Source organism: Pseudomonas sp. zfem003 (genome assembly GCF_032621675.1).
Taxonomy (GTDB): Bacteria; Pseudomonadota; Gammaproteobacteria; order Pseudomonadales; family Pseudomonadaceae; genus Metapseudomonas; species Metapseudomonas otitidis.
In genome coordinates, this window is record NZ_JAVYJG010000002.1 from 477,989 (window position 1) to 498,984 (window position 20,996).

A 20,996-nucleotide genomic window follows, 5' to 3' on the forward strand; every position below is an offset into this window, starting at 1 on the left:
TCCGTCTGACACGAGGTCTGCATGTCGTCCAAGCGCCGTTCCCAAGCCGTTCCGCACAGGTCTTTCCGCCCGGCTTTCCAGCCCAACCGGATCACCGCCGCGCTGCTGGTGAGCATGGGGGGCGTGTCCGCCGCCTGGGGTGAGGCCAACGTCATCCAGGTCGGTGGCGGCAGCTACGCCGTGCCGGACGTGGGGGTGATCAACTACCCGGGCACCGGTACCCAGGTGAAGGTCAGCGCCGACGGCAAGATCACCGACATCACCACCACCACGGTGCGCGGGCAGACCGGTTTCAACTCCTTCCGCCAGTTCCAGGTCGGTGACGGCAACACCGTGAACCTCTACGTGCCGGGCGGCGCCACGGCGCTGGTGAACCTGGTGCACGACTCCCGGGTGATGATCAACGGCACCCTCAACGGGGTGCTCGCCGACAGCGGCAAGATCGGCGGCCACATCATCTTCGCCGACCCCCACGGCCTGGTGGTGGGTTCCCAGGGCGTGATCAACGTCGGCTCGCTCACCGTCAGCACCCCCAGCGCGCAGCAGATGCAGCAGCTCTCTGCCGTGGCCATGTCCGGCACCGACGGCGTGGGCGACCGCGTGGCAGAGGACCTGGCCGCCGGGCGCTACAACGACGCAGGCAAGGTGACCGACCTCTCCAGCCCGGATCGCGGCAAGGTGGAGATCAAGGGCCGCATCGAGGCCGCCGGTTCGGTGAATATCTTCGGCGCCGCTGCCCTGGTGGCGGACAAGGCCTTGGTGGCCAGCGGCGTGGACCCGGCGGATGCGGTGTTCAAGGGCACCGTGAACGTCGACGGCGCGGCCATCGGCCAGGCGGTGAAGAGCGAGCAGGGCGCCCTGCGCATCGTCGGCCGCGAGTCGGCGGAAGTCTCCGGCGAGCTGCTGGCGCTGATGAAGGATTCCAGCGGTGGCGGCGTCTACGTCTCCGCCGGCGACACCCTGGAGGTGAAGGGCACGGCGCGCATCGCCACCGCGCCCAAGGTCACCGACCCGCGCCGCGCCAACACCCAGAATGGCCGCATCGAACTGACCGGCAGCACGGTCAACGTGCGCAGCGGCGCGCAGATCAGCAGCGTCGCCAACAGTGCGGGCAACGGCAAATCCGGCGACATCCGCATCGCCGCCATCAGCAATGGCGCCTGCGCCGCCTGCGAGGGCAGCACCGGCAAGCTGGACAGCGTGGATGCGCTGATCGCCGAGGCCAAGAGCCAGCCCAGTGGCGTGCTCAACGTCGGCAAGGGCACGGCCACCGTGCTGATCGAGAACGGTGCGGTGGTGGACGCCAGCCATGCCAACGAAGGCCAGGCCGGCAATGTGCAGGTCAGCGCCGACGCCATCAGCAAGCAGATCGGCGGCTATTCCTCGGCCCAGGCCAAGGTCACCGTGGCCGGCACCCTCAAGGGCCGCGACGTGTCGGTGCAGGCCCGCGCCACCTCCAGCGTGGACCCGAGCCTGCTCAACGCCTTCTTCGACCGCGCCGAGATCAAGGCCAGCATCGAGAAGCTCAAGCAGCGCGAGAACTGGAGCGACGAGCAGGTCTGGTCGAACATCGTCGACTCGCTGCTGCCGCTCTCCGGCCTGGGTTCGCTGAAGGACCTGGACCAGCTCAAGGGCATCGGTGCCAACCCCGAGGACCTCAGCCAGCTGGTGGGCCTGCTGCCCTATCTGGCGGTGTCCATCGCCCACGCCGATGCCAGCGTCGACATCCTCGACAAGGCCAACCTGGTGGCCCTGCGTGACCTGCTGCTGAATGCCGAGAGCACCCGCAAGTCCACCGGAGAGACCTTCTCCATCCCGGTGGTCAACGGCTTCCTGCCGTTCAACGCCGGCATCGCCTTCGGGCGCATTTCCGGCACCACGGCGCTGGACGTGCGCAGCGGCGCGCGCCTCTCCGCCGTGCAGCACCTGGACATGCAGGCGCGCAGCGACAACCTGCTCAAGGTCACCGCCGAGTCCACCAACAACCACGACGCCGAAGGCAAGCCGCTGAGCACCGTGGGCTTCGCCTTCGCCATGGCCAACAGCGACATCACCACCCACGCCCAGGTGCACAAGGGCGCGCTGCTGAACACCGCCGGCGACGTCAGCCTGATCGCCCTCACCGAGCAGTCGCTGGAGAACAAGGCGCAGTTCAAGTCCATCGGCAACGGCGCCGTCGGCGGCCCGGTGCTGGCCCTGTCGGTGCTCGCCAGCCGCACCGAGGCGAAGTTCGATGCCGACCTGAAGGGGGCCAACCGCCTCAACGTCAGCGCGGTGAACCTGGTCACCAAGCAGATCAACGAGGCCAGCTCCCAGGCCGGCAAGAGCAAGCTGGACTTCCTCAAGTTCCGCGCGCTGGGCACGGTGGACCCGATCAAGAACTACGTCCTCAGCAAGTTCAAGGACGTCAACCCGACCCAGCCCACCGACAGCAAGTACCGCCTGGCCGCCACCGTGGCCGTTGCCACCGCTGACCACGACGCCACTGCCAGCATCGGCAGCGGCGCCAACGTCGACCTGCGTGGCGACCTGACGGTCACCGCCGTGCAGGAGCTGCGCGAGCTGCACAACGTCTCCACGGCGACGGTCAATGGCTCGTCCGCCGGCAAGGACCAGAACGACTACTCCCTGAGCGTGGCCCTGGCCATCGGCGTGTACAACCAGGACACCCGCGCGCTGATCGGCGACGGCGCGGTGCTGGCCGCCGACCGCGTCGGCGTGGGCGCACGCTTCGAGCAGCCGCTGAGCTTCGGTGGCTTCGACCGCTGGAGTTCGCTGGGCTCGGTCTTCTCCAACCTCAAGGCCCTGGCCGGCTGGCCGAACGACATCGGCGGGCTGTTCAGCACCCAGTACGCCAACTCGACGGGCACCTCCGACAAGCTGGCCATCACCGGCTCGGTGTCGGTGGTGACCAACACCGTGCAGACCCAGGCCTGGGTCGGCGACAACGTGAGCCTGACCGCGCGCCGTGGCAGTGACGCCGCCTGGTCCTCCTCGCTGCTGGACCGCCTCAACCGCCGCCGCGACAGCAACGGGCTGTTGCTGCCCTCGGAACAGCTGCTGGTGGACCGTCGCTGGAACTGGCAGCGCGTCGCTGAAGTCGGCGCGGAGAATCACCTCCAGCAACTCGCCGTGGCCGGCAACATCGGCATGCTGCTGTTCGGCACCAGCGTGGGCACCGATCCCAAGGTCACCGGCACCCAGGACGGCACCGCCCTGGGCGGCTCGGTCAACGTGCAGACCATTCTCAGCGAGGCCACCGCCGGCATCGGCGCGGGCACCACTGTCGACGCCAAGGGCCTGAACGTCTCGGCCCTGCAGGACGACCTGGTCATGGCCTTCAGCCCCTCGGCCGGCGAGGGCGTGAGTGCCGCCGCCAACGGCGCCGCCGTGGCCAACACCCTGACCTCCAGGGTGGGCGCCTCGCTGCACAGCAGCAGTACCGTCAACGCCGACAAGCTGGACGTCCACGCCGAGCACCGCCTGGGCCTGTGGACCGCTGCCGGTGGCGTGGCCATGGGCGGCACCGCCGGCTTCGGCGGCGGCCTGGCGCTGAACGTACTCACCACCACGGTGGAGGCCCTGGTGGGGGATAACCGCAGCTGGCGCCCCACGGTCATGGGCACCGGGCTCAGCCTCGGCAAGACCGGCCTGTGGAAGGTCAACCAGCTCGACGTGCAGGCCCTGAGCAATGGCCAGAGCGGCGCCTTCGCCATCGCCGGGGCGGTGGCCAAGGGCAAGGACGAGCAGAAGGACCAGGACACCTCCACCAGCAAGAACGGCGACATCGGCAAGCCCACCGCCGAGCTGGCGGACTCCTTCGGCCAGTCCATCCTGCAGTCGCTGACCTTCGGCGTGACCGGCCTCACCGACGGGCTCAACGTGGCCGGCGGCGCAGCCGGCAAGGTCAAGGACGTCGGCGTGACCGTCGGCGGCAAGCTCAAGGGCGCCTGGGGCAGCTTCACCGGGCTGTTCAAGGGCAAGCCCGCCCCCGCACCCGCCCCGACTCCCGGGGGCGGCGGCCCTGACCCGGATCCGGCGCCGACCCCCGATCCCGCGCCGGGCTCCGGCTCGGACGGCGGCGGCAGTGGTGGCGACCAGAGCGGCAAGGGCTTCGCCATTGCCGGTGCCGGTTCGGCGAGCCTGAACATCTCGGCGCAGAAGAGCCGCGCGCTGGTCAGCGGCATCAGCCTGGACCCGCGCTCCCTCGCGGATGGCGGCAGCACGGTCAACCTGCTGGCGCTGAACCAGACCCACCAGTACAGCGGCTCCGGTGCCGGCGCCATCACCCTGGCCGGCAAGCAGAAGAGCGAGTCCAGCGCGGCCCTGTCCGGTGCGCTGGCCTTCAACAACCTGCTCAACGTCACCGAAGCGCGCCTGCAGAACGCCACGCTGACCAACAACGACGCCCTGCGCGTGCAGGCCCTGAGCGGTGGCGACCAGATCGCCATGGGCCTGGGCCTGTCGGTGGCCACCGCCGGCACCGACACCAACGTGGCCGTGTCGCTGTCCGGCTCGGCCGGCTACATGGGCAACAAGACCGTCGCCCAGGTGATCGACAGCCGCGTGCTGCAGCGCGCCGCTGCGCCCGGCAGCATCGAGGTCGCGGCCTATGACCGCGCCCGCGTGATGCTTGGCGGCGGGGCCTTCGCCGGCAGCAAGGGCAACGGCGGCAGCGTCGGCGGCTCGGTGGTGGTCGGCGTGCTCAACAACACCCTGGCGGCCGAGTGGCTGGGCAGCCAGGCCGAGGATTTCGCCCGCTTCGACCTCTCCGCCAACAGCGCCGCGCGCGTGCTCGGCGGGGCCCTGGCCGCCGCCGTGAGCACCGGCAGCGACAGCGGCACCGGGGCCGGCTCGCTGGTGGCACTGGTGCTGAACAACAGCACCACGGCCCGTGTCGACGGCTGGGACCCGACCCAGGACAACAACCCGGTCGACCTCAAGCTGTCGTCCCTCAAGGGCGGCAGCCTGAGCGTCACCGCCCAGAGCCTGACCGGCGCCAGCCCGCTGGACGCGCTGTTCAGCGCGGCCGCCGCCGGCACCCTCTCGGTCAGCGACCTGGACCAGGACGGCAACCGCACCGCCGCCGGCATCGACGTCAAGCACACCAGCAACAACAACCTGGTGGAAGGCGGCGTCGCCGACGGCACCACCTCCCACGACCTGTTCAATGGGCAGATCGCCGGTGAAGCGGTCATGGCCGTGGCCGGCAGCCTGGCGGCCAGCGGTGGCCAGGCCGGCGTCGGCGGCTCCCTGGCGCTGGTCTACGCCGGCAGCCGCTACGGTGCCAGCCTGGCCAACAGCCTGGTGGACCTGAGCGGTGCCCTGGCGGTGCGCGCCGGCCACGGCTCGGACGTGATCGCTGCAGCCATCGGCGCTGCCGGCAGCTCGGCGGTCGGCGTCTCCGGCTCGGCCACCGCGCTGGTCGGCCGAGGGGACGTGAGCGCCAGCGTCGACATGGGCGGGCGCACCCTCAAGGCGGCCAGCCTGGACGTTTCCGCCGTGCGCAGCGGCGGCCTGTATTCCCTGGCCGGCAACATCACCGGCAGCAAGGGCACGGCCTCGGTCGGCGGCGCCCTGAGCCTCGCCGACCTGGAGCAGCACGCCAGCGCCACCGTGGGCAACGGCACCTACCAGCTGGGCGGCAACCTCGACGTGGCCGCGCGGATGGAGAGCCGCATCATCAGCGCTGCGCTGTCCGGCGTGGTGTCCGGCAGCGGTGTCGCCGTGGGCGGCGCGATGGTCTTCAACCGCATCGCCGACGTCGTCACCGCGCAACTGAGCAAGGCCACGGTGGAGGCGGCGAACCTCAAGCTGAGCACCCGCCAGCCGGCCTCGGCGGCCAACATCTGGTCGCTGGCCTTCAACCTGGCGGCCGGCGGTGGCGCGGCCGGCGTCGGTGGTGCGGTGGCGGTCAACCTGATCGAAGCCCAGCGCAACGCCGAATTGCTGGACAGCAAGGTCGACCTCACCGGCGCGGCGACCCTGGAGTCGTCCTTCGATGGCGCCATCTGGGGCGTCGGCGTGGACGCCGCCGGGGGCAACACCGCCGGGGTCGGCGGCTCGGTGGTGGTCAACAACATCGGCGGTGGCGACCGCGTGCGGGTCAACAACAGCACCCTGCGCACCCAGGGCAGCGGCAAGGCCCTGACCCTCGACGCCGCATCCGGCAGCGGCCTGATGATCGCCGCGCTGTCCGGCTCGGTGACCGGCGGCGGCACCGGTGCCGTGGGCGGCGCCCTGTCGGTGAACCGCATCGGCATCAATCGCGCGGCGCAGATCAGCGGCGGCAGCCTGGTCAGCGGCTTCTCCAGCGCCAGCCTGGCAGCCGGCAGCAGCCAGGCCATCTACTCCGCGGCCCTGGCGGGCGGCGGTGGTGGCACCTTCTCGGTGAACGGCTCCAGCACCAGCAACGTGATCGAGGGCAGCGAGCAGGCCACGGTATCCGACAGCACCCTGAAGGTGGGCAGCCTGTCGCTCTCGGCGGCGCGTGGCGACCGCACCATCTGGAGCCTCGCCGGGGTCGGCGGCGGTTCCGGCACCGCCTCCTTCGGCGTGGCCAATGCCAACAACGTGGTGCTGGCCAAGCGCATCGCCGAGATCAGCCAGAGCGTCGTGGAGCTGGCCGGCAGCCTGGAGCTGAAGGCCGGCGGTGCGGCGCGCATCCGTTCCGCCGCACTGGGCGGCGGCGGTGCCGGTACGGCGGCGGTGGCTGCCTCGGTGGCGGCCAACGTGATCCAGGGCGAGGAGCGTGCCAGCCTCAGCGGCAGCACCGTCACCGGCGCCAACGGGGTGAAGGTCCTCGCCAGCGAGGGCGATGCCGACATCGTCACCCTGGCCGGCAACGTCCAGGGCGCCGGAACGGGTGCCGGGGCCGGGGCCATCGCGGTCAGCACCATCGACCAGCAGCGCCGGGCGCAGATCCTCGGCAGCTACCTCGGTGCCGGCAGCAGCGCGGTGGCGGTCACCGCGCGCAGCGGCGGCAGCATCTACAGCGGCGCACTCAGCGGTGCCGTCGGCGGCACGGCCGCTGGCAGCTTCTCCAACACCAGCAACCACATCGGCATGGTCACCGAGGCGCTGGTGGACAACAGCGCCGGCAGCGCCGGCACGCTGGGCGTGAAGGCCAGCGACGATTCCGTCATCCGTTCGGTCGCCGGTGGCCTGGCGGTGGGCGGCACGGCCTCGGCGGGCCTGGCGACGGCCGTCAACCATGTCGGCAACCGCATCGAGGCGCGGGTGCGCGGCAACCGCAACGCCGAGGGCTGGACCCTCAGGGACCTGCTGGTGAGCGCCCGTTCCGGCGCGGCCATCGACACCCTGTCCACCTCTATTTCGGGCTCCGGCACGGCTTCGGTGGGCGTCGGGGCATCCACCAGCCTGCTGCTGACCGCGAGCAAGGCGCTCATCGACGGCGGCGCGCGGGTGCGTGCGGACAACAACGTCGTGGTGCAGGCGGCCAACAACGACCGCGTGCTTTCCAGCGGCCTGATCCTCTCGGGCAGCGGCACCGCTGCGGTGTCCGGCCTGGCCACCGTGACGGTGGTCGAAAGCACCACCGAGGCCGGCATCAGCGGCAGTGGCACCCAGGTCGATGCGCTGGCCAAGGGCGACGCGGTGGCCGTGGACAGCGGCGTGCTGAAGAACGCCCCGAACACCGGCAGCTGGGCCAGCGCCCAGCAGTTCACCCCGGTGCTCGACCTGCAGACCCAGACCGAGCAGGTGCGCGGCCTGGCCGTGCGTGCCACCTCGCTGCAGCAGGTCGGCGTGGTCAGCAACAGCACCGCCGTGAGCCTGGTGCCGCTGTACAGCGGTTCCGTCGCGGCACTGAGCAACACCAATGTGTTGGCCGGCGCCACCCGCGCCTGGATCGAGGACGCGGCGATCAACCAGGGCGACAACAGCGCCGCCGGCCTGGCCCAGCAGGTCAGCGTCGGAGCCTTCAGCCATGCCTTCAGCTTCGGCGGCGTGTTCAGCGCCTCGCTGTCCCTCGGGGTGGCGGCGGTGGCGGCGACCCTCGACAGCGGCGTGATCAGCCGCGAGGTGGAGGCCCGCCTGAGCAACGTCCGCTTGGTCAGCCGGGGCGACACTTCGGTGCGCGCGGCCTCGACCCAGGCCGCCAGCAACGTGGTGGTCAGCGGCGGCGGTGGCATCGTCGGCGTGGCCGGCGGTGCCGGCGTGCTGGTGGTCAAGGGCAGCACCCAGGCCCTGGTGGACCGGGGCAGCCAGCTCGACGTGGGTGCGCTGAAAGTCAGCGCCAGCGCACTGAACCAGCTCTCGGCCAACGTCGGCAGCGTGGCCGGTGGCGCGGTGGGCGCCGGTGCCTCCCAGGGCTTCGCCTACAACCAGAGCACCGTGCGTGCCTGGGTCGGCCAGCGCGAGGGCAACGGCCCGCGCACCCGGGTGGCCAGCAGCGGTGCGGTGAGCATCCGGGCCGACAGCGACACCGATGTGCTCGGCAACAGCGCCAGCGCCTCGGGCGGTGCTGCGGCCCTGGCCGGGGCGGCCAACATCGTGGTGCTGGAGAACACCACCGAAGCCGGTGCCCGCTATGCCGACCTGGGCAGCGACAGCCGCCGCCTGGCGAGCCTGGACATCCACGCCGTCGATCGCCTCGGTGCGCTGCTCAACGCCGGCGGCCTGGGCGTGGCGGGCGGCGGCCCGTCCCTGGGCGCGGCGGCCAACGTGCTGGCGGCCAACAGTGCCGTGCGCGCGTTGCTGATCGACAGCGACACCCGCACGACGGGCGCTCTCAGCGTGACGGCGCTGCGGGAAACCAACGCCAAGCTCTTCACCCTCACCGCCGGTGTCGGCGGCAGCGCGGCACTGGGTGGCAGCCTGGGTCTGCTGTTGCTGGGGCCGGGCGCGATTGCGCAGGACGGCTACGACCCGCTCGCCGAGCTGGACAAGGGCGGCAAGGGCACCCTCAGCACTGCCGACCGCCTGGGCAACCGCGATGTGCCGGTCAGTGAGTACGACAGCGTGTCCCTGGTGGATGGCCAGGTGGTGCTCGGCCGCGCCACGACCAGCGCCGAGAGCACCCGCGCGAAGAACGCCAGTCAACTGGGCTCGGTGAAGGACCGCCTGGGCGCGGGCGCCAGCTCCCGCCATGAGACGGTGGCGCGGGTCACCGGGGGCAACGTGACGGCCGGCGTGGTCAAGGTCACCGCCAACGACCTGCTGCGCAGCCTCAACGTGGCCGGTTCGGGCCAGCTCGGCTCCATCGCCGCCGGTGGCGGCATGGCCTTCAGCCTGTCCAACGCGCGGGTGGCCGCCGAGCTGTCGCCCGTGTCGCTGAGCGCCACCAGCCTGGAGCTGGGCGCCCACAGCGGCACCCTGGCGCTGCAGCCCGGCGACACCACCAGCGGTACGCAGGCGCTGGACGTGCGCAGCTATGCCGGGGCGGTGGGCTTCGGTGCCGGCCTGGGCGCGGCGCTCTCCATCGGCGTGCTGAACAACCAGGTCGAGGCCCTGCTGGGCGGCGGCCAGACCTACACCGGCACGCTGAAGGCCAGCGCGCTGGAAGACAGCGGCGTCACCAGCACAGCCGGCGGTGGTGCCGCCGGTGGCCTGGCGGCCGGCGTGGTGGTGGCCACGGCCAAGCGTACCGGCTCGGCCCAGTTGAACCTGGCGGGCGGGGCCCAGCTCAGCGCCAGCGACATGGCGCTGCAGGGCCAGAGCCTGGGCAGCGTCACGGCCGACGCCATCGGCGCGGCCGGCGGCCTGGTGGCTGCCGGTACGGCCGCCCTGGCCGTGGCCCAGGACAGCACCCGCGTGCAGGTCGCCAGCGGCAACCAGGTGCGCCTGGAGGCGCGCAGCGGCCAGGTGCTGCTGGATGCCCAGGCCACGCCGCGTGCCAGGGCCCGCGCCATCGGCGCGACCCTGGGCGGCACCCTCGGCGTGGGCGCTTCGGTGGCCGTTGCCGAATCGGCCAACCGTGTCAGCGCGACCCTGGGTGATCGCAACGAGGTCATCGGCCAGTCGCTGTCGCTCAAGGCCCGCCTGCTGGACAGCAGCGGCAGCGGCTACGACCCGAAGACCGCCAACGTCAGCGCCGAGGCGGTGGCCGGCACCGGCGCGCTCTACTACAGCGCCAACGCCTCGGTGGCCACGGCCACCAACAGCTCGGTGGTCACCGCGGCCACCGGTAGCGACCTGAAGCTGCCGGCCGGCGCGGTGGACATCCTCGCCGACAGCCGCACCCAGCAGTACGCCAAGGCGCTGGGCATTTCCGCCGGCGGCCTGGCGCTGGGCGCCGCCGTGGCCGAAGCCAAGGCGGTGACCCTGACCGAGGCGCTGCTCGGCGCGCGGGCGATGCAGGGCGCGCTGACCCGCCTGGACGTGAACGCCAGCGGGCGTGACCTCAACCAGGCCGACAGCACCGCCGGCAGCGGCGGTCTGGTGGCCGGCAATGCCAGCGTGGCCAAGACCCTGGCCAACGGTGTGGTGCGGGCGCGCATCGGCAGCGGCTCCCAGCTGAACGTGGCTGGCGCGCTGACCCTCAAGGCCACCTACCAGGGCCATTACGCCAGCCAGGCGGACTCGGTGAACGCCGCGCTGCTCGGCGGCAGCGGCGCCCTGGCGCGCAACCAGATCACCGGCACCAGCGCGGCAGAGATCGGCGACGGCGCGCTGCTCTTCGCCAAGGGCAACCTGCTGGCCGAGGCCTCCAACCTGTTCGCCAGCCACCACGCGGGCGCGGCGGCCAGCGGCGCGGGCGGCGGCGTGATCAGCGGCCAGGCGGTGGTGTCGGACACCGACATCAGCGGCAGCGCGCGGGTCGAGGTGGGCGACAACGCCAGCCTGGCCGGCGCCCAGGACGGTGACTGGGCCAAGTCCCTGCAGCTGCTGGCCAGCCAGCAGGTCTTCACCCGTGACTACGCCACCCTGAGCACCGGCGGCGGCATCGCGGCGGGCGGGGTCGAAACCAGCCACGACGTGACCCTCGACAGCCAGGTGAAGGTCGGTGCCGGCAGCAGCCTGCACAGCCTCGGCAGCCTGGCGCTGAACACCTACCACCGCGCCGGCACCTCCGCCGAAGCCCTGGCCAGCACCTGGGGCGCGGCCGGTGGCGCGGGCACGGTGGCCAACAGCACCCTGACCAGCACCCAGGGCGTGTCGGTGGGCCGCAACGCCCGCTTGTTCGCCCTGGGCAACGTGACCCTCGGCGCCGGCCAGGACAAGGACGGCCGCTGGACCTCGTCGCTGGTTTCCGATGCCTCGGCCCAGAGCGTGGTGCGCGGGATCATCGCTATCCCCGTGGCCCGCGCCAGCAGCCTGGTGAAGGACACCACCCGGGTGACGGTGGCCAGCGGCAGCGAGGTGGTGGCCGCGCGCGACATCACCATCGGCGGCTTCAAGGCCCAGGTCTCGGCCACGGCCGATGGCACGGCGCGGGGCTACCAGCTGGGCTTCATCCCGGTCACCGACCGCGACAGCACCACCAAGACCGAGCGGGACAGCCAGGTCAGCCTGGAGGGCACCTTCATCGCCGGCCGCTACAACGAGCTGCTGATCGAGATCGACGCCAACGGCAACCTGACCCAAACCGCTGGCCTGCCGATCCCGGTGACCTTCACCCCCGGTTTCGTGCCGACCGCCTGGCTGGACGGCATGACCGGCATGAGCCCGGAGGTGAGCCAGATCCTCCGGGGCACCCTGTCGAGCAGCGCGGTGGGCGCCTTCGGCTTTGGCGACATGCTCGCCGCCGGCGGCAACATCACCGTGCAGGCCGACCGGGTCAGCGGCAGTGCCTCGCTCACCGCCAAGGGGGCACCGCGCATCGAGATCACCAACCGCAGCAACAACTACCTGCTGATCGGCTCGGTGCTGATCCCCGACCAGCCGAGCGGCCGCGTGCTGTTCACCGGCGGGGCCAGCGAGGCGACCTTCGGCGGCCACGTGAGCCGCACCGCCAGCACCCAGCGCGCCCAGGTGCGCATCAGCAACACCTACAGCGGTGGGGCGGGCAACTCGTCCTACGGCCCGGCGATCTTCCTCACCGACGACATCTACAACCAGGGCGGCCTGATCCACATCGCCAACGCCAACGGCTCCCTGGGCCAGTTCGGCACCACCTGGGGCCAGCAGGTGCTGGTGGAGGTGCCGAACGGCTCGATGACCGTGTTCTCGCCGGACAAGTACTACTCGGTGGGCGGCAACCCGCTCAGCGAGTGGAAGAACTTCGCCGCGGTGACCGGCTCGGCCAATGTCGCCATCGAGCTGATCGCCAACGCCTTCTACGGCAGCCAGTTGGGGGACAGCAACCGGGGGCTGCTCTACCAGGGCGCCATCTATGGCGATGACTCCGGTTCGAGCATCGTCCTGTTCGGCGGCTGCCGCCCGGCGACCGGCTCGGTGTGCTCGGAGTCGGTGGGCAAGTCCTTCACCGGCCAGGCGGTGCAGTTCCATGGCATCACCAACCAGGACTCGTGGATGCCGGTGGTGCGCAGCATGGCGCTGCAGAAGAAGGCCTATGGCTACAACAACGCCAGCCTGCAGGGCGGTTCGAAGATCGTCGGTGGCCAGGTGGGTATCCAGGCCAAGTACATCGACATCAACGGCACCATCTCCAGCGGCCAGCAGACCCAGCGCAGTCTGGTGATCGATGCCGACTTCGACAACTGGGTGTCGCAGCAGGACTGCCGCATCGGCGACGCCTGCCTGGTGGACATCCCCACCCAGTACCTGCTGAGTACCGGCGGGGCGGTGGCGGCCAAGTTCGACTTCGGCACCAACACCATCCAGCTGGACGACATCAACGCCTCCGGCGGCGGCTTCGTCTACCTCAAGGGCGGCATCATCAGCACCAACAACCTGGGGGCGATCAAGGTCAACAACGGCTACGGCCAGGTGCAGGTGACCAACAGGTCCTCCAGCGCGCTGCAGCTGGGCAACATCGAGACCGGCAACAGCTCGGTGGGCATCGTGCAGATCGTCGACACCCTCAAGGCGCCGGTGGCCGGCAACGCCTACGCCACCACCTGGTACGTGCACACCCAGGGCCAGGGCCTGGCGATCTACGACAATGCCAACGGCGGCAACTCCCTGGCCAGTGCCCGCCTGGTCAGCACCAGCGGTGCCAGCAGCGCTAGCTACAACCCGTTGGCCAATGCCCGCTTCGAGTGGACGCAGAAGGCCAACCTGTCGCGCAGCATCGGCTCCAACGACCCGCTGTCGGTCAGCAACTGGGTGTGGAACGACGTGGCGCCCAACGAGCACTGGACCTACAGCACCGGCACCGTGGTGCAGCAGGCCAACGACGCCACCTACCAGCAGGACATCAGCGGGTCGTTCAGCAACTTCGACGGCAGGAGCGTGGCCTACCACGGCTGCGGCAAGAACCTCGGCGAGGGCTGCAACTGGGGGTTCATCGCCAGCGGCCAGCACACCGATGGCGACCGCAAGGGCGAGCTGTACGCAGGCTGGACCTACCGCTACCCGCTGGCGGCCTCCATCACCGTCAAGCACTCGGTGAAGGCGGACAACCCGTTCAGCATCAGCTTCGTCGGCAACAGCAGCGGCAGCATCGATGTGACCACCGGCGGTGACCTGTACACCGCCGGCCGCCTCAACAACGCCGCCGGCACCACCACGCTGCGCGCCGGTGGCGACATCCTCTCGCTGAAGACCAGCAGCCTCTACAGCGCCCATCTGGACCTGCAGGCCGGCGGCGCCATCGGCAGCGACCTGTCGGCCTTCCGTGCCGGCCTGGTGGACGGCGGCACCCTGCGCGCCACGGCCAACGGCTCCATCAACCTGGACCTCAGCTCCTCGGCGGTGCTGCGTACCCTGGCCTCGCAGCAGGGCAACCTGACCCTGCGGGCCAGCGGCAGCCTGCTGGCGGGCATCAGCGATCCGGGCCAGGTGCACCTGCAGGCGCGCAACCTGGTGCTGGAGAGTGGCGAGGCCATCGGCGGCGCCGGCCAGGCCCTGCGCCTGAAGGTGACCGAACGCACCCAGGCCGATGGCTCGGTGGTGGATGGCCGCGTGGACGCCAGCGCGGTGCGCGACATCTACCTGGACGAGACCCAGGGCGACCTGTGGGTCGGCCGCATTGCCTCCAGCACCGGCGATGTATGGGTGCGGGTGGCCAATGGCTCGCTGCGCGACGCCAACCGCCGCCTGGCGGCGCAGACCCTCAGCGATGCACAGCGTGCCTCGGTGTGGGAGCGCCTCAAGCTGACCAGCGCCCTGGGCGCCGAGGACAACATCCGCGTCACCACTGCCACGCCCTTCGAGCAGCAGGTCAACGCCCAGTACCGCGAGTACTGGAGCCTGCTGCAGCTGGGCAAGCACACCGCTGGTGAGCTGCAGCTGGACGCACGCGGCATCGAGCTGTACCGGCCGCTGGCCGAGCTGCGCGCCGGCAAGACCGGGCTCAGCGACGCCGAGGTGGTGGCCCAGGCCCGTGCGCGCCTGGACCTGCTGGAAGACGCCTTCAGCCGCGACATCGGCGCCGGCTGGCGCGATGCGGCGGCGTTCAGGACCTACAACGAGGCCTTCGCCTTCCACGCCAGCCAGGCGCAGCTGGATGCGCTGGGCCGCGATGCGGTGTGGACCGAGGGCGAGCTGCGCTACGCCATCGACAAGGTCGCCCTGGGCACCAGTGGCGGCTCCTCGGTGGGCAACGCCGAACCGAACCTCTCGGGCCGCCGCGTGACCCTGCAGGTGGCCAGCGATGTCGGCCAGTTGGCGAACAACCTCGACATCGACTTCCAGGACCTGCGCAGCGGCAACCTGAGCGCGGCGCAGGCGGCGGCCCTGGTGGTGGCCAACGCACCGGGTGACGTGCAGCTGGTGCGTGATGCCAACGGCCAGGTGACCCGCGTATCGGTCAACCGCACCCTGCCGTTCTACGTGTCCGCCAGCGAGGCGTTCAGCGCCGACGTGGGCGGCCACCTGTTCCTGCAGGCCAACGGCGACCTGCAGCTGGACGCGGTGAAGGTCGGCCAGGACGCGCGCCTGGCCACCCCCGGCAGCCTGCTGGTGGCCGCCGGCAGCAGCGGCCTGCTGCGGGTGGGTGGGGACCTCAGCCTGCTGGCCGGCAATGGCAGCCTGGGCAATGCCAGCGACCCGTCGCGGGCACTGAGCCTGGACGTGAGCGGTCGCCTGCTGGCGGCCTCGTCCGGCCAGGACGTGGCGCTGCGCTGGCTCAAGGGTGACTTCCGCATCGGCCGTGTTCTGGCGGTGGGGGACGTGTACCTGGAGGCCAGCGACGGCAGCCTGAGCGATGCGCTGGGCGGCCTCGCGGTGAGCGGCCGCAGTATCCGCCTGAAGGCCCGCGGCAGCATCGGTGCCCAGGGCGGCGCGCTGCAGGTGCAGCTGGAATCGGCCAGCGGCGGCAGCCTGTCCGCCGAGGCCGGCCAGGGCATCTGGCTGAGCAGCGAGAAGGACCTGAGCCTGAACGGCCTGAAGGCCGGCGGGGCGATGGGCGTCACCGTGGTCGGCAAGCTTGGTGCGCAGAACCTGAGCGCCGCCGGCGACCTCAGCCTGGGCGCCAGCGATGACCTGGCCGTGAGCGATGCAGCAGCCCTGGGTGACCTGCGCCTGACCAGCCTGCGTGGTATCAGCCTGGGCGGCGCACTGAAATCCGGCGGCCTGCTGCGCGCCAGTGCCGGGACCGACCTGCACAGCCTGGGCGGCGCCCAGCTAGACGCCGGCCGCCTGGAGCTGACCGGCAATTCCCTGGCCCTGGGCGCGGACAACCGTGTGAAGGCCGGCAGCCTGTCGCTGATCAGCAACGGCCTGCTGAGCCTCGGGGCACGCAGCCTGCTGGACATCGCCGGACAGGCCGACATGGAAGGCCAGCAGCTGCGCATGGACAGCGGCGTGCGCCTGCTGGCCGACGGGCTGATCCGCCTGCGCAGCCTGGGCGACATGCGTCTGGGCCAACTGGTCAGCCGGGCCGCCAGCGGTCAGCCGCAGTTCGACCTGCGCGCCGGTGGCCACCTGCTGGACAACGGCGATCGCCTGGTCAACCTCAGTGCCCAGCAGCCGGGCCAGGCCCAGCTGCACGCCGACGGTGACATCGGCGAGGCCGGCGGCGCCCTGCGCGTGAGCCTGCCGCAGCTGGACCAGGCGGTGGCCGGTGGTGCGCTGTACCTGGACCTGGACGGCGACACCCGTGGCGACCTGCTGAAGGCCGGCACCCGCCTGGCCCTGCACGGCAATGGCCTGGCGGACTACCGCCGGCTGCAGGCTGGCAGTGCGCTGGGCGTCGAGGTCAGCCACCTGGTCGCCGAGCAGGTGCAGGCCGGCGGTGACTGGACCCTGCGCGCCACCCGCGCTCAGATCGGCACCGGCCGCAGCGAGGGCCGTGCGGACCTGGTGGTGAGCCAGCGCCTGGACGCGACCCGCCTGGGTACGGCCGGCCGCCTGGACCTGCGTGCCGGCGAGGCGGTGATCGACCGTGCGGATGCCGATGGCGAGATGAACCTGGCGGCCACCGGCCTGCTGCAGGTGAACACCCTCGGCGGCGGCGCCAACGCCGTGCTGAAGGCCGCTGACCTGCGCCTGGGCGAGGTGACGCTGCAAGGCGTGGCCGACATGAGCGCCCCGGCGCTGCAACTGACCCGACTGAACGCCCAGCGTTGGCTGCTGAACGGTGGTTCGGCGCAGGTGGGCGACGTGGTCGTGACCCGCGATGCCGATCTGCAACTGAGCGGCGATCTGCGCCTTTCCAGCCTGAACAGCGGCAGCGATGTGCAGCTGCACAGCCGCAACGCCAACCTGGGCGCTGTCGTGGCCGCTGGCCGCGCCAACCTGGTGGTGGACCAGCGCCTGGACGCGAGCCGCCTGGATACGGCTGGTCGCCTGGACCTGCGTGCCGGCGATGCGCTGATCGACCGCGCCAACGCCAACGGCGAACTGAACCTGGCGACCACCGGCCTGCTGCAGGTGAACAGCCTCGGCGGCGGCGCCAACGCCGTGCTGAAGGCCGCCGACCTGCGCCTGGGCGAGGTGACGCTGCAGGGCGTGGCCGACATGACGGCCCCGGCGCTGCAACTGACCCGACTGAACGCCCAGCGTTGGCTGCTGAACGGCGGCTCGGCGCAGGTGGGTGACGTGGTCCTGACCCGCGATGCCGACCTGCAACTGAGCGGCGACCTGCGCCTTTCCAGCCTGAACAGCGGCAGCGGCGTGCGGATGCGCGTCGGCAGTGCCTCGCGCATCGGCCAGCTCGACGTGGGCGGCGACCTCGACCTGCAACTGCCCGGCGTACTCGACCTGGGCCGGGCGACGGTGCAGGGCAAGGCGCTGCTGGCCCACAGTGGCGTGGCCGGCACGGCCCTGCGCTATGGCGACCTGACGGTGGCGAACAGCCTGACGCTGACCGGCGCGGGTGATTGGACCGGTGGCCAGGCGCAAGTGGGCGAGGGCATCGAGGTGCGGGTCGGCAGCGCCGACCTGGGCCTGCTCGACAGTGCCCGTGGCGCGCTGCTGCTGCGCGCCGATGGCCTGTTCCACGCCGGCGCGCTGACCAGCCGGGCCCAGGGCATCGACCTGGAAGCCGGGCGCATCGACGTGGGTACGGCGCGTGCGGCGGACACACTGCGCCTGCACAGCCGCAGCGACCTGAGCCTGTTCAGCGGCCTGAGCGGCAGCGATATGCGCCTGACCACGGCCGCTGGTTCGCTGGGCACCATCCGCTTCGGCCTGCTGACCGATCCGTCGGCGGCCAACGTGCTGGTGCCGTCGCACCTGAAGGCCGGCCGCGACCTGCTGGTGCAGACCGATGGCGACGTTTTCGGTGGCAATGCCGAGGCTGAGCGCGAGCTGCGCATGCTCGGCCGCAACCTGTTCTTCGGTCGCGCCCAGAGCCTGCAGGACGACATCTTCCTGCAGGCCAGCGGGGCCGCCAGCCAGGGCCACGGCAACATCTCCGGCCTGCTGGTGGAGGCCAAGCGCGACGTGGGCATCGTGGCCAATGGCGACCTGAACATGCCGACGGTGCGCTACGGCGGCACCTACTCGCTGAAGGCCGGGCGCGACCTGACCATCGGCCTGGGTGGCAACCTGGACATCAGCGGCTATGCCGAGGCGGGGCGTGACCTGACCTTCATCATCGCCGGCAACGTGGACCTGCAAGGCGTCACCGCCGGCCGCAACGTCAGCATCGAGTCGGGCGAGTACATCAACATCGACGAGGCGGTACGCGCCGGTGGCGATGTGCGCCTGGTGGCCCGCAGCGGCGACATCCGCGTCGGCCAGGGCGTCTACTCCACTGCGCAGCCGTACCAGGGCCAGGCCTTGAGCGGCAACGTGGTGCTGCAGGCCAGCGGCAACGTCAGCGCGCCGGTGATCGAGGCGGCGGCAGGCTCCATCGATGTCAGCGGTGGGCACCTGACGCTGGGTTCGCTGGGTGCCAGCGGCGATGTCAGCCTGCTCGCCCGTGGCGCCATCAGCGTCAGCGGTACCAGCCGCAGCGGCGGCAACCAGACCTGGCAGGCGGACGGGCAGATCGGCTTCAACCAGCTGCTGGCCCAGGGCCAGGCGCTGCTGGACAGCCTGATGGACGTGCGCGGCAGCGTGCTGCGTGCGGGCCAGGGGGCGAGCGTGGACGCCGGCCGGCGTGCGGGCGGCGATGCCCAGGCCGACATCCAGCTGACTCAGGTGGAGGCGCCGCGCCTGGCGCTGTGGGCCGGCGACCTGGTGCGGGTGGCGGACGCGGGCATCGGCCAGCGCCTGTCGCTGCAGGGCGGTGACATCCAGCTCTATGGCCGCCACACCGGCGCCGGCCAGCTCGACCTGTGGGTGGAGGGCAGCGGCCAGGCCAACGCCCGTCGCCTGGAACTGGAGCTGGACGCCGCCGACGTGCGCTCGCCGCGCCTGAATGCGGTGGACAGCCGCATCAAGGTCAGCGGCAACCGGGTCGAGCTGCTGGCGGCGGCCGGTGTCGACCGCCTGGCGTTGCAGACCGGCAGCGCACGCATCCTGATGGACAACCTGTCGCCGGCCTACCAGGGCGGGGCAGACGTGCAGCTGTACGAGCTGGACAAGGCCTTCCGCCTCAAGCAGGACGACCTCACCAGCACCACCAGCGCCTATGTGCTGCACCGCCGCACCACCCACCAGGTGCTGGTGGAGAACTTCAGCACGGCCCACGCCGAAACGCCGACCGGGGTGCTCTACCAGGGCATCAGCGCGGCGCGTTACCTGGACCAGCACCTGTCCGGCGGCGGGGTGGCCCAGCGCCTGGCCAGCCTGCTGCAGGCACCGGCCGCCCCGAGTACCTGGACGCCCAATTGGCAGGGCGCCCGTGAGGAGAACGCAGTACCCATGAACCTTGATCTCGAACGCTGGCACCAGGAGGGCACGCAGTGGCAGTTGTAATGAAGGGGACGCCCCTGCGCCTGGTGTGGCCGCTGCTGCTGTGGAGCGGTTTGCAGCCGGCGCTGGCGGCGGACCTGACGCCCGCTGCGGTATCCGGGCAGATCGACCCCGGGCTCGGCCGTGAGCGGCTGGAGCGCGAGCGCCAGGCACGTGACGTGGAGGAGCGCGCCCGGCGCATCCAGATGCCGGCCCTGCAGGGCGAGGCGGCTCCGGAGCAGCAGTTGCCCGAGCAGGATGTGCAGTTCAGCCTGCGCGGCATCAGCTTCAACAGCTCGGTGTTCCTGCCCAGGGAGCAGCTCAACGCGCTGGCCGGCGAGTACGTCGGCCGGCCGATCGGCTTTGCCGACCTGAATGCGCTGCTGCGTCGGATCAACGCGCTGTACACCGAGCGCGGCCAGCTCACGGCGCGTGCCATCGTCCCGCCCCAGGAGCTGGCGGACGGTGTGCTGCGGGTGGTGCTGATCGAGGCGAGCGTCGACCAGGTGCAATGGAAGCGCGCGCCGAAGGCGGTGGACGAGGACTTCTACCGCCAGCGCCTGGAGGTGGAAGCGGACAAGACCCTGGACAGCCAGGCGCTGATGACCGCGCTGCAGCGCTTCAATTCGACCACCCCGGGACCGCAGGTGAGCGCCAGCCTGGCGCCGGGCCAGCGCTTCGGCACCACGCGGGTGGACCTGGAGGCCTACGAGCCGGACCCGCTGCAATGGAGCCTGTTCCTCAACAACTACGGCAACGAGGGCAGCGGCCGCGAGCAGTACGGCGGCAGCCTGACCTGGTTCTCGCCCACTGGCGTGGCCGATGCCTTCAGCCTGCTGCTGATGGCCAGCGAGGCCAGCCGCTACGGCAGCCTGCGCTACAGCCGGCCGGTGAACCGCTACAACGGGGTGGTGTTCGTCGAGGGTTCGGCGAACCGCCTGCAGATCGAGGAGGGCCCGTTCGCGGCGCTGAACATCGAGGGCAATTCCAGCAGCTATGGCATCGGCTACGACCAGCCGTGGTGGCTGAACGAGCGCTGGCAGGCCCTGGGCGGCGTCGCCTATCGCCAGCAGGCCTCGGAAACCACCATCGAGGGTGTGGGGCTGAGCGAGACCGACATCCGCGAGATGATCCTCAAGGGCCAGCTGGAATACCGCAGCCAGCCCTGGTACCTGCGCTACGAGCAGCGCGTGCGCCAGGCCACGCTGGACAACCGCATCACCGGCGACAGCGGCAACTACAGCCTGCTGGGCGGCGATGCCTACCTGATGCGTTCGCTACCGGCGCGCTTCGAGGCCGTCGGCCGGTTCGGCTGGCAGTACGCCACCGACGCCGCCAACCTGCCCTCCAGCCTGTACTACCAGTTCGGCGGGATCAGCAGCGTGCGCGGCTATGACGCGGGGGTCATCTCGTCGCCCCAGGGCATGACGCTCAATCTTGAAATGCATTGGCGCTACAGTGAGCGCTGGCAACCATTCGTGTTCTTCGATTACGGCCGGGCCATGGAGCTCGGCACCGCCGATGTCGACCTGCAAAGCGTCGGCGTCGGTCTCAACTTCAACTGGGGCCGGCATTTCAGTGCCAGCCTCGTGGCCGCCAACACCCTCAAGGACGTGGTGCCGGACCAGGACAGCGGGCAACTGCTGGCCCAGTTCGTACTGCGCTGAGCTACACAACGGAGACAC

The 20,996-nt window shown here is 71.1% G+C and carries 2 protein-coding genes; both read left to right on the plus strand.

The features are described from left to right. Positions 1–21 precede the first annotated feature (21 nt). Positions 22–19,335 (plus strand): leukotoxin LktA family filamentous adhesin, encoded by a 19,314-nt coding sequence (locus RTK35_RS05665; RefSeq protein WP_316907585.1) that lies wholly within the window; start codon positions 22–24, stop codon positions 19,333–19,335. Next, positions 19,323–20,978: a ShlB/FhaC/HecB family hemolysin secretion/activation protein gene (locus tag RTK35_RS05670; RefSeq protein WP_316907586.1), complete on the plus strand. Its 1,656-nt coding sequence runs from the start codon at positions 19,323–19,325 to the stop codon at positions 20,976–20,978. Before RTK35_RS05665 ends, RTK35_RS05670 begins: the two co-directional genes overlap by 13 nt. The last annotated feature ends 18 nt before the right edge of the window (positions 20,979–20,996 follow it).

What these genes read in the sequence shown, in the direction of transcription:
- RTK35_RS05665 (WP_316907585.1), top strand. Translation starts at nt 22, where the DNA reads ATGTCGTCCAAGCGCCGTTCCCAAGCCGTTCCGCACAGGTCTTTCCGC.